10 protein-coding genes are annotated in these 11,926 nt (G+C 27.1%); 9 read left to right on the plus strand and 1 reads right to left on the minus strand.

The features are described from left to right. Nucleotides 1-83 precede the first annotated feature (83 nt). Nucleotides 84-1,733 (plus strand): S-layer homology domain-containing protein, encoded by a 1,650-nt coding sequence (locus HMPREF9630_RS00475; RefSeq protein WP_009526582.1) that lies wholly within the window; start codon nt 84-86, stop codon nt 1,731-1,733. Nucleotides 1,734-1,848: 115 nt separating this feature from the next. Here the strand turns inward: HMPREF9630_RS00475 and HMPREF9630_RS00480 are convergent, their stop codons facing one another. After that, nucleotides 1,849-2,835, minus strand: a complete 987-nt coding sequence (locus HMPREF9630_RS00480) for an S-layer homology domain-containing protein (RefSeq protein WP_009526583.1) — start codon at nt 2,833-2,835, stop codon at nt 1,849-1,851. Between the two features lie 449 nt (nt 2,836-3,284). Between HMPREF9630_RS00480 and HMPREF9630_RS00485 the strand changes: the two genes are divergently transcribed. The 8 genes from HMPREF9630_RS00485 to HMPREF9630_RS00520 all read left to right on the plus strand — a co-directional run bounded on the left by HMPREF9630_RS00485 (nt 3,285) and on the right by HMPREF9630_RS00520 (nt 11,305). Beyond that, nucleotides 3,285-4,775 carry a cobyric acid synthase gene (locus HMPREF9630_RS00485; protein WP_009526584.1) on the plus strand — a complete coding sequence of 497 codons (1,491 nt, stop codon included), beginning with the start codon at nt 3,285-3,287 and terminating at the stop codon, nt 4,773-4,775. Nucleotide 4,776: 1 nt separating this feature from the next. Next, nucleotides 4,777-5,928: a DEAD/DEAH box helicase gene (locus HMPREF9630_RS00490; protein WP_009526585.1), complete on the plus strand. Its 1,152-nt coding sequence runs from the start codon at nt 4,777-4,779 to the stop codon at nt 5,926-5,928. A gap of 214 nt (nt 5,929-6,142) precedes the next feature. Next, nucleotides 6,143-7,888 (plus strand): motility associated factor glycosyltransferase family protein, encoded by a 1,746-nt coding sequence (locus HMPREF9630_RS00495; RefSeq protein WP_009526586.1) that lies wholly within the window; start codon nt 6,143-6,145, stop codon nt 7,886-7,888. A gap of 81 nt (nt 7,889-7,969) precedes the next feature. Then, nucleotides 7,970-9,601, plus strand: a complete 1,632-nt coding sequence (gene fliD / locus HMPREF9630_RS00500; protein WP_009526587.1) for a flagellar filament capping protein FliD — start codon at nt 7,970-7,972, stop codon at nt 9,599-9,601. Between the two features lie 230 nt (nt 9,602-9,831). Then, nucleotides 9,832-10,209, plus strand: a complete 378-nt coding sequence (fliS, locus tag HMPREF9630_RS00505) for a flagellar export chaperone FliS (protein ID WP_009526588.1) — start codon at nt 9,832-9,834, stop codon at nt 10,207-10,209. Further along, nucleotides 10,209-10,673 (plus strand): hypothetical protein, encoded by a 465-nt coding sequence (locus tag HMPREF9630_RS00510; RefSeq protein ID WP_009526589.1) that lies wholly within the window; start codon nt 10,209-10,211, stop codon nt 10,671-10,673. Before fliS ends, HMPREF9630_RS00510 begins: the two co-directional genes overlap by 1 nt. A 21-nt stretch (nt 10,674-10,694) precedes the next feature. Beyond that, nucleotides 10,695-11,045 (plus strand): DUF8042 domain-containing protein, encoded by a 351-nt coding sequence (locus HMPREF9630_RS00515; RefSeq protein ID WP_009526590.1) that lies wholly within the window; start codon nt 10,695-10,697, stop codon nt 11,043-11,045. A 74-nt stretch (nt 11,046-11,119) separates the two neighbouring features. Further along, on the plus strand, nt 11,120-11,305 hold the full coding sequence (locus tag HMPREF9630_RS00520) for a YjfB family protein (protein ID WP_009526591.1): 186 nt from the start codon (nt 11,120-11,122) through the stop codon (nt 11,303-11,305). Nucleotides 11,306-11,926 lie beyond the last annotated feature (621 nt).

The raw sequence follows: 11,926 nt of genomic DNA on the forward strand, positions 1-11,926 counted from the left end.
TAAAGTGTTAAATAGACAATATGATAATTTATTTTACCATATTGTCTATCATAAAAACAGGAATATAAAAAGAGGAATATATAATGAAAAAATCAAAAATATTTTTATTGTATAGTATTTCATTTTTTATTATGAGTACCAATATATCAAACGCAATAGGTATATATGATGCCGGTATTTATAAAAAGACAAATAATGAAGCCAAGACATATCAATATGAAGAAGTAACTTTTGTCACAGGGAAACCGGTAATTTTAAAAGGTACACTCACAAGGACAAAAATAGATAAAGAAAAAGAAAATGATACATTAAAAAAAGAGATAGAAAAAGCTAAAAAAACAACCAATAAAAATAATAAACAAAAAGAAACATCAAAAAGCGACCCTATTCCACAAGTAACAAATGAAGTTCCCATAACCTACAAAGGCACGAAAATAAATGAGAAATATACACTTTCAGGTGGAGGCATAACCTTGACAAGAGATTTAACAATATCCCCTGTAAATGAATATTATAGAGGTCAGATAGTCCAAACAGAAGAAATAAGTAAAATAAAAGAAACAATAACAACAAGCGGACAAACATATAATTTAGATTCAAATTTATCGGAAATTTCAGAATCCATAGTTATAGATAAAAAACCGGCAATAGATTATTATGCAGGTAATTCCAACTTCTATAAAGTATATACTACAGGTACTGGAAATACCAATACAGGTAAAAAACTAATAATACAGATGGACGGAAAATCATCAGGTTATGACGAGTTTTGGGGTTCAACAGAAACAAAAATAATGAACTATACTATTACAACAGAGCAAGAAGCTGCAACGAATAATACAAGTAATAATAACAACGATAACAACAATAACAATAATGGAAATAACAATACAAATAATAACAATAATACAAACGCAGTAGTAAACGGAACATATACAGTAAAAACATCACAAAATACAATAAAAGACCTTATATACTCAGAAAATGATCCTAAAAAAATATCATTTAGAGGAGGATATATAATAACATCTCAAAATAATGCCGCTATGGAATACACCTACGACATAAACGGCATAACAGGTAAAGGTCAAAGTGAAAATGAAAATCTTCCGGAAATACAAAGACTTTTTGCACCGGTTTTAACAGATGTACAAGGGCATTATGCAGAAGAGGCGATAAAAATAATTACATCTATGAACGGATTTGAAATGGCAAAAAAAACATTTTTGCCAAATGCACCAATATCGAGAGATGAATTTGCAAGAGCAGTTGTAGTTACATCAGGAATATACAATCCAAATGCAAAAAAGACAACATCGGTGCTTAAAGAAGAATTATTTTCAGATATGAAAAAATCGGATTCAAATTATAATTATGTAAAAAAAGCTGTGGACAGCAAAATAATGATAGGAAGAGATGATAATAAATTTGAACCTAAAAGTCCACTTACAAGAGCAGAGGCTGTAAGAATACTTACAAACTCTTTAGGATTGGAATCTTTAATACCTAATGGCAAATATAACACAGGCTTTGAAGATGAAAGTCAGATACCGCCTTGGGCATTCGAATCTGCATATATAGCTCAAGATATAGGGTTGATAGAAAAAGGTGGAGCATTCAGACCTAATGAGTCGCTTACAAAAGCAGACGCAAGCGAATTACTGTTAAGATATATTAATTATATGACAGGCGATTTAAAAGAAGATTATATGCAAAGAATACTTAATTATTAAATTAAATACCCTCACAATTATATCTTGTGGGGGTATTTTGCATAAAAAAATATTAACAAATTAATATATTTTCTATTTTAATTTGTTAATATTGAAGTTTAAAATTAATTATTTTTTACTTTGAAACAGTAAACCACGGACTGTATTCTTTTTCCGGTTCTATCTTTGATTTGTTATTATCAGTGTAGACTTTGACCATAAATACACGCTGGTCCAATTTTCCGTTTATAGTTTTCTTGATTTCTATGCCTATTATATAGGATGAATTGCCGTCGTCAAATATCAAATTTGGAGATACCAATATCTCATTATTTGAAAAAGGTACGAATTTTTTGAAATCATTGTATATTTTCTGTCTTTTTTCAATATCGGTTAAAAATATACTATGTTTTACAGTATCTATCTTATATTTCGACATAGGTATATTTGAAAGTGCAAAATCATATTGTACTTTACTCATATATTCATCATTTTTGGAAATATTAAAAGCGTCTATCAAATTGTTAGATTTGTTATTTTTCAGTAATTTATCAACTAAAACAATAGCTTCCTGCCTGCTTATATTTTTTGAGGGCATAAAATTCCTGTTAGGATATCCACTCATAGCTCCTATTGCAACCATTGAACCTACACCTTTTTCAGCCCAGTTAGGAATAAATTTATAATCCTTAAAATTATTTATTGTACCATTTTTGGAAGTTCCAAGAAGTATTTCAACGTTGTTTGCTATGACGGCTGCTTCACTCCTTGTTATATTCATATTAGGCTTAAATGTACCGTCTGTATAACCTGTAGTTATGTTCAAATTGGATGCAAGGTTTACAAAAGTATCATTTACATCGGAATATTCTTTTTTTGAAGAAATAAGATTATAGTTTTTATTTGACAGCAGATAAGTTATTATAAGATGAGTAAATTCAAGTCTTGTTATACTATCTTTCAGATTTTTTTCTCCCATCAACACATCAGGTAATATTTTTTTATCAATTAAATTTTTGTATGCAGGCCTTGCCCATTCGTCCATAACCTGAGCATAAGAAAAAATGTTGCCGGATGAAAAAAATATTAAAATACATAGTAACAAGCATAATATTTTTTTCAAAATAAACTACCCCTTTTATATACATAATACTTATATTCTATAGATTTGTAAGTATAATATACATTTTAAATTGTATTGGTATATACTTTTTATTCAGAATTTCAGTGAAAACAGTGAAATTTAATTTTATATATTATAATATATTTTACTAAAAAATAGAATGATTATATTTACTTTGTAATAAAAACAAAATATATGAATTTTATAAAATATTCATTAAAAATCATAACAATATGCAAACACAATTAAATATTTAGAAAAATATTGTATTTTTTTTGTAAGTATAATCTGTTGTTATTTTGCATATAATATGATATTCTTAAAAGATAGAGTAGTTATGAATGTTTATAAAATATGTAAATTTTTATAATTACACATAAAAAATATGAGTTAAAAATTTTTATAGCTTATAAAAATTGTAAATGATAAAGAAAATTAGGAGATATTTAATGGCAAAAAATATAATGTTTGTGGGAACAAATTCGTCAGCAGGCAAGAGTTTTTTCGTTACTGCTATGTGCAGAGTGCTTTCTGATTTAAAATATAAAGTATCGCCATTCAAATCCCAAAATATGGCTCTCAACTCATATGTGGATGAAAACAATTTGGAGTTTGGACGAGCACAAGCATTGCAAGCTTTTGCAGGTAGAATTATTCCTGATGCAAGAATGAATCCTATACTTTTAAAACCAAGAACGGATAAAAAATCAGACGTTATATTATTAGGTAAAAAAACGGATACTTATGATGCAAAACAGTATTATAAAATAAAGTCAAAATATTTACCATATATAAAAAAAGCATATCAAGAATTATCTAATATTTCAGATATAATTGTTTTGGAGGGTGCAGGTTCTCCGGCTGAAATCAATCTTTTGGACGGAGATTTTGTAAATATGGGAATGGCTGAAATGGTGGACGCACCTGTAATATTAGTAGCAGATATAGACAAAGGTGGAGTATTTGCGTCGATATATGGAACAATAATGCTTACACCTGAAAAATGGCGTAAATATTATAAGGGAGTAATAATAAATAAATTCAGAGGACAAAAAGAAATATTAAAAAGCGGAATACAAGAAATAGAAAAGCTTACAAAAGTTCCTGTTATATCCGTAATGCCTTATATAGACGTAGAAATAGAAGAAGAGGACTCATTAACAAACAAATTGAAATTGTATTCATATGACAAAGACAAAATAAATATAACCATAATAAAATTACCTAATCTTTCAAATTTTACCGAGTTTTCACCGCTTACACTTTTTCAAGATGTAAATGTGAATTATATTACAATAAGAGATGATATTCCGACAAATACAGATATTTTAATCATACCTTCGAGTAAAAATATATTTAAAGATTTGGAAGAAATAGTAAAAGTCGGATTTGATGAAAAGTTAAAAAGCTATGCTGAATATAAGAATGTATTGGCAATAGGCAACGCAGTAGAATTACTTGCAAAAAATATATATGATATTCAAGGTATATACTCTGATAAAAAAGATAAAAAAGCACTCGGATTACTTGATATAGATATAAGCACAGTTCAATCCTTTTCAGAAAAAATAAATGTCAAAATTATAAATAAGAAAGGCTTATTGGAAAATTCACAAGATGAGATAAATCTGTACAGAATTAAAACAGGAGAAATAAATAAATTTTCTGATAATACTAAAATTATAATGGAGTTTGAAAACGAAATAATATCCGTTCAAAAGCGAAACATACTCGGGATATATGCCTTTGGAGTATTTGAAAACACAGAATTTATCAATAATATTTTAAATGGTTTAAGAATGAAAAAAGGTATAAAAAAAATAGATGTACATTTAGATTACAACGCTTACAGAGAAAAACAAATATGTAAGCTGGCAGACGAATTCAATAAATATATAGATATAAAAAAGTTAATGGATATAATAGAAAGCGGAGTGTGAAATGAGCAGTTTTAAAGATTTAAAAATAAAAGCAGAATTTTTGCAGGCATTAAAAAATATGAGGATAAGTGAACCAACACCAATTCAGCAAGAAGTAATACCGATAATGTTGAAAAAAAGAAGTATAATTGCAAAAGCGCAGACAGGAACAGGCAAAACCTTAGCGTTTTTATTGCCTATAATGACAATGGCAGACGAAGCGCTTAAATTACCGCAGGCATTGGTTTTAAGCCCTACAAGAGAACTATCCAATCAGACCAAAAAAGTGTTTGATGAAGTGAATATAAATAGTAATTTAAGTTGCAATAATATAGTGGGCGGTCATGATTTAAAAAAACAAGAAAATAAATTTGCACAAAATTCACAATTAATAGTAGCCACACCTGGAAGATTGTTGGAGCATATAAGAGCAGGCAACATCAATATGAAATATATAAGACAACTCATTATAGATGAGGCGGATCAGATGTTGGAATATGGATTTTTGGAAGATATAGTTCTGTTGAAAGATAAGTTGCCTGATAATTTACAGATAGTTTTATTATCAGCAACTATGCCTAATCCTATAATAGACTTAGCGAAAAAACTCATAAAAAATCCTGTAAAAATAGATATTACGCAGGAAAATACAGTAACAGACAACATAGAACAATTAATATTTAAAACGAGTGAAAAAAATAAATTAAGTACATTAAAATTTGTAATAGAGCAATACAATCCATTTATGGCTATAATATTTTGCAATTCTAAAAAAAATGCCGAAAAATTATATGAGTTGATGGGAGTTGACGGATACGACTGTGATATTTTGCATGGAGATTTTTCTCAGAAAAAAAGAGAATTTATCTTGGAGCAATTCAGAAAGATGAAATTCAGATTTTTGGTATCAACAGATTTGTCCGCAAGAGGATTTGACATAGACGGAGTAACACATGTCATAAACTATGAAATACCGGCAGATCACAAATATTATATACACAGGATAGGAAGAACAGGCAGAGCCGATAAAAACGGTATAGCAATAAGCCTTATAGACGAAAAAGATGAAAAGAGAATAGAAAAAATAAATCAAAAATTCAAAATAAAAACTAAAACATTTTATGACAGAAATGAAAATGAAAGAAAACAACTGATTAAAAAGTTGAATATTTAGGTATAAAGTAGTTATAGCAACTGTTATTTTTATATTAAATATGATATAATAAACCAAACAGATTTTTATATTAATTTTGCTTAAAAATAATTTTAAATAAAATGATAAAAAGTGATATTTACTGAATTTTTAAACTATTATTATAATAATTATGTATTTAATTATTTTTAGTTAAGTATAGTTTACAGTATTTTGAAAGGGTAATATAATTAGTATGGATGTATTTTATGAACTATGTAAAAACAGTGAGTTACAAACGGTAAAAATAGAATATGAACAAAATGGAGAAGTTATAAAAAAATATCTCCATAGCAAATATGACCCTATAAAAGAAGCTAAACAATGGGCAAGTTCAGTATATGATGAAGAAGATAAGGTTTATATAGTCTATGGTGGAGGCCTATTATATCATATAATGGCATTACATGATATAATAGATAATGAAGAAGACAAGATAATAGTTTTTGAGCCTATACAAGAATTATATGAAAAAAATAAAGATATAGATTTTTTAAAAGAAAATACAAATGTAGTTTATACAAATGAATTTAATGAAAACTTAGTTGTAGCATTATTTTCAAAAAATATACGCTCTATGCATTATAATAAGAGCAATATTCATATATTTACATCATATGATACTTTTGACTGTTCTAAACAGCTTACTATTTATAATGCTTTAAAAATATTTAAATCAGATGTATATTTATCATATAATACAACACATGTAAGAAAAGAATGGGTTATTGAGAATTTTATAAAAAATTACAGATTTATAAAAAGTAACAGTATAATAAATGATTTTAAAGATGTATTTGAAGGTATGACAGCAGTTATAGTTTCAGCAGGACCTTCTCTTGATAAAAATATAAATGATCTTATAGGACATGAAAATGATGTAGTAATATTTACAGGAGGTAGACCTTTAAAGGCTCTTTTAAATGCAGGAATAAAACCTCATTTTAATTTATCTGTTGATATGATGCCGGAAAATTATGAGTTGTATAAAAGATACGATATATTAAATGCAGATGTTCCGCTCATATCTTCAGTAGAAAATCAATATCTAATAACACAAAATTATAAAGGTAAAAAAATATTTGCAGATTTAAGTGGATTAGAAAAAAATTTGGCGCAAGAGTGGTATGAAGAAGATATAGACAGTGTTTTTACTAAAGGAAGTGTAGCCACATTGCAATTATCAACAGCTATATATATGGGTTGTAAAAAGATAATATTCATAGGACAAGATTTGGCATATTCAGATGATAAAAAACACAGCTCTTTAGCCTCAGATGTAGATAATACTGTTGAAGAGAGCGATAATAAATTATATGTAAAAGGCAATTATCAAGATAAAATATTATCCAGAGCAGATTTGAATTATTTTAGAATTGCAATACAAGACTATATAAGAGAATATGCGCCTGGCGATTGTGAATTCATAAATGCAACTGAAGGTGGAGCTTTTATAGAGGGAACTAAAATATGTACATTAAAAGAGTCATTGAAAAATACAGATACAAAAGGTATTGATATAAGAAAAAAAATTAATTACCTATTGTTAAAAGAACAAAATATTTCAGACTATAAGAAAATAGATGAAAAGCTTTCATCACTTTTGGAAGATATGGAAGCCATATTAAAGCTTTCAAAAAAAGGATTGAGTGTATCTAATAAGTTAAGAGCTATTGAAGGGTATTACGGCAATAATAAGTATTTGGAACAATTAGACAAAATAGATGAAAAACTAAAAAAATATAAAATTGCTTATAATTTTGTCATAAGATATACAGCATCTTTATCTATAAGTGTTGAAGGAAAAAAATCCAAGTCAATAAAAGATATATTAAACAATACAAAAAAAATGTATGAAGATATAAATGATATTACACAAATGTATATAAAATATTTAAAAGAAGAGTTAGAAATTATAAAAAAATTGAAATTAAATCATTAAAAAATTAATATTATACAAAAATTTGACGATAAACATTAAAAGGCATGATGTCTTTGAATTATTTTAGGAGGGATGATAAAGATGAGCAGTAACCTTACAAGAATAAGCGGTCTTGCATCAGGTATGGATACCGAAAGTATGATAAAACAGCTCGTTCAGGCAAAAAGAAGCAGGGTAGATGGATATGGACAAAGAAAAACAAAAGCTGAATGGCGTCAAGAAGCTTATTTAGGTTTGAATAAAAATATGGCAAATTTCATATTGGATGCCAGAAAAAAATTAAACCTTACATCTTATACTTATTTTGGACAATTAAAATCAGGAAGTATTGATAAAGTTGACTGGGCAAAAAAGGCAACAGTACAAAATGAAGAATATTTTACAGCAAAGGCTACAGCAACAGCATCAGGAGATTATGATGTGCAAGTTAAACAATTAGCACAAAATGCTACTTTTACAGGAAATGCAACTTCAACTGTAAAAGCATCAGATACTGTAGGACAAGACCAAACATTATCACTTAATGTAAACGGAGAAGCAAAAACTGTACAACTTAATGCAGATGATACTATATCAACAGCTATTAAGAAAATAAGAGAAGCAACCGGACTTAACGTAAGTTTCGGTAAGGTAGGTCAAGTAGGAAGTAATGAGACATCTATGCTTTTTGTATCCAGTAAAAAAACAGGAGCTAATGAAACAATACAATCCTCAGATCAAACTACATTGAATTTCTTTAATAGATTGGGCGCTGATACTACAGCTTTAAGTTCAGCGGATGGAATTAAAGGGAAAAATTCTATAGTAAATGTAAATGGCAGTGATATAGAAAATAGTTCCAATGATGTGGATATTAATGGAGTACAACTATCACTTAAAAAAGTTTCTACAACAGCGCAAAAAGTATCAGTTACTACAAATGTGGATGGTATAGTCAGTAAAATAAAAGAATTTGTAGAAGGATACAATAAAGTAGTTGATGAGTTACAGAATAAATTAAAAGAAAAAACATATAGAGATTATAAGCCTCTTACAAAAGAACAAAAAGAGGCTATGAAAGAAAATGAAGTTAAATTATGGGAAGAAAAATCAAAATCAGGTCTGTTAGCTGATGATTCTACCATAAAATCTATGTTATCAAAGATGAGATCCGGCATGTACCAAAAAGTAGAGGGTGCAGGATCAATGTATGAGCTTGGAATTACTACAGGCACTTATAAAAACGGTGCTAAATTGGAGATAAACGAAGAGAAGTTGAAAAATGCAATATCAAAAGATCCGCAAAAAGTATTGGATACTTTATTTAAAGCACCTGAAGATATAAACAATTATAAAATAAGTAGTAAAGACAGTGCTGCAGAAATTGCAAGAAAAAAAGCAGGAGCACAAGCTCAAAGAGAAAATACAGGAGTATTTGTCAGAATGATGGGTGACATGTCTGACGGTATGGAAGCAATTGTAAAGCAAGCCGGTGCAGGACAAGATTCATCTCTTCTTAAAGATGTAAGAGGCAATATGCTTGCAGAAGTAGTAGCAGGAAAAGGCATAATTGATCAAGATATATTAGGAATTGATAAAAGAATTGATGATGAAAATAGAAGATTAAATTCTTATGAATCAAGTTTATGGAAAAAATTCTCAGCTATGGAAAAAGCTATAAGAGATATGCAAGGACAATCAGGTTGGTTGTCACAACAATTTGGCGGTAAATAAAAAATTAATATAAAGTACCTAAGTATTTCTTGGGTACTTTATATATTCTGTTTTATGTATCATACTAATATTCTTTATAATTATGGAAAAAATCCTCTATAATTAATTTGAAAATGAATGATTTTTATTAAATTAAAAAATTTGTGGTTTTCAAATATTTGATTGAATTTTAGTATTAAAAGATTGTTCAATAAAAAATCTGGATATTTTTGATTTGGAGGTAATTTACTTTGTTATTGAATCCTTACGCAAAATACAAAGAAAACTCAATAAATACAGCTACAAAAGAAGAACTGACCTTGATGTTATATGACGGCTGTATAAAGTTTATGAATTTGGCAAAAATAGGTATAGAAGAAAAGAATATTCAAAAAGCTAATGACAACTTACTCAAAGCTCAAGCTATAATTACAGAATTGGATGTTACTCTTAATATGGATATAGAAATATCTAAAAATATGCATAGTTTATATGATTTTGCGCTCAGCAGACTTGTTGATGCAAATCTTAAAAAAGATGCATCATTCATAGACGATGCAAAAATAGTAATCGTAGATTTGAGAGATGCCTGGAAAGAAGCTATGAATATTGTTAAAAGAGGTAAATGATGAATGACTATGAAAAACTTGTGTCTATAACAAAGAATAAACATACATTAAGCAATGAATTTTTAGAAATTGTTAAGAAAATGCAAAAAGATGTATCACAAGAAAATTTTGAAAGTATAGAAGTACATTTGATTAAGAGACAAGAAATAATAGATTCTGTAAATCTATTAGATAAACAGTTTTTAACATTATTTGAAGGACTTAAGAAAAATGATGACTTTGAGCAAAGTATAATTAATTATCCTGAATTAAAAGAATATATATCAGATATAAAAGCAAATTTTGAACTTTCGTATGATATAGATGAAAAAATTATGCCTATTATAAGAAATGAGATAGCAAAAACGCAAAAAGAAATAAAGAAAATAAAAACTCAGGAGAAAGTTGTAGATAAGTATTCTCAAGACGTTATGAAAAAAATTACCGGAGCAAATTTTGGGGTATTTATAGATGAAATGAAATAAAAACACTATTAAGGAGTAACTATGTTAAAGGATGAACAAGTTGAAATTTTAACAAGTATTAAAGACTATACAGCTAATGTAATAGATATGATGCCATATGTTGTAAATGCTTATAGAATGGCTGATATAGCAAAGATTTCAGAGTATTCTTTACCACTTATAGAAGGGTTTGAATGGTTGAACGAAGCAATAACACTTACAAATCAATTTCATGATATAAGTATGTCAGAAATTAAAGAGGTTTTTGAAGAACTTATGGATTCTATGCAGTATAAAGATTATGTATTAACTGCAGATTTATTTGAATTTGAGATACTTCCTAAATTTAAAGAATGGAATAAAAAAATTTCTGATTTGTTAGAAATAAATTAAGGTATTTAGAAAAATATTATAGATTTTTAATACTTAAATATTCAATTATAAAAAATGTTAAGAGGTGAGTGAATATGGATATAGCAGCTATGTCAATGAACCTTAGCAGTATGAAAACAATGACCAATATAAATGTATCATTATTAAAAAAAACTATGGATGTTACAAAAGAAAATGCAGACCTGATGATAGAAAACATAAAACAAATGGAGTTGTCAGTAAATCCTAATTTAGGTTCAAATTTTGATATGAAAATATAAAGTAAAAAAAGCAAATAAAATTTATGATTTTATATGAATTTTATTTGCTTTTTTGTTAGCCTTATGTTTATTTATATCTCATTAATATTTTGTATAAAATGGTATATGCTCTTACACGATTATATATGTTTATTAATTATACAGTAAATATTTTATTTATTGGTATGATTGAATAATTGCTATGGATATAGTAATATTTTTTATTAAAAAATAGTGTATTAAAGTTTTATAAATAGTTTTTTATAAATGAGGCTAAAAAAATTATAGAAATATGTTTAAAATATAAAAAATATAGGAATAATATATTAAGGTAAGCTATATTATTAACTTATATTTTGTATCAAGATATCTCTATAAAAAGTAATACAAAAAAATATAAAAAATTAAAAAAATACTAAAGTTATTTTTAAGTATTACGATATCAGATATGTAGACAAAATATACTTTAAAAATATATTTTGAAATAGATAATAGGCGCCATTATTTATGATAAATATATTATATAGTATACTTTAAATTATAATTTAAAATATATTAAAAAAATTAGGACAAGGATGTCCATAAAAATTCATGGAGGAAAATATAATGATAATTAACCACAATATGATGTCAATGAACGCA

Origin of the sequence: Peptoanaerobacter stomatis (genome assembly GCF_000238095.2) — a bacterium.
Taxonomy (GTDB): Bacteria; Bacillota; Clostridia; order Peptostreptococcales; family Filifactoraceae; genus Peptoanaerobacter; species Peptoanaerobacter stomatis_A.

Coding starts and splice junctions, on each gene's coding strand:
- HMPREF9630_RS00475 (WP_009526582.1), top strand. CDS start 84: ATGAAAAAATCAAAAATATTTTTATTGTATAGTATTTCATTTTTTATT.
- HMPREF9630_RS00485 (WP_009526584.1), top strand. CDS start 3,285: ATGGCAAAAAATATAATGTTTGTGGGAACAAATTCGTCAGCAGGCAAG.
- HMPREF9630_RS00490 (WP_009526585.1), top strand. CDS start 4,777: ATGAGCAGTTTTAAAGATTTAAAAATAAAAGCAGAATTTTTGCAGGCA.
- HMPREF9630_RS00495 (WP_009526586.1), top strand. CDS start 6,143: ATGGATGTATTTTATGAACTATGTAAAAACAGTGAGTTACAAACGGTA.
- fliD (WP_009526587.1), top strand. CDS start 7,970: ATGAGCAGTAACCTTACAAGAATAAGCGGTCTTGCATCAGGTATGGAT.
- HMPREF9630_RS00510 (WP_009526589.1), top strand. CDS start 10,209: ATGAATGACTATGAAAAACTTGTGTCTATAACAAAGAATAAACATACA.
- HMPREF9630_RS00515 (WP_009526590.1), top strand. CDS start 10,695: ATGTTAAAGGATGAACAAGTTGAAATTTTAACAAGTATTAAAGACTAT.
- HMPREF9630_RS00520 (WP_009526591.1), top strand. CDS start 11,120: ATGGATATAGCAGCTATGTCAATGAACCTTAGCAGTATGAAAACAATG.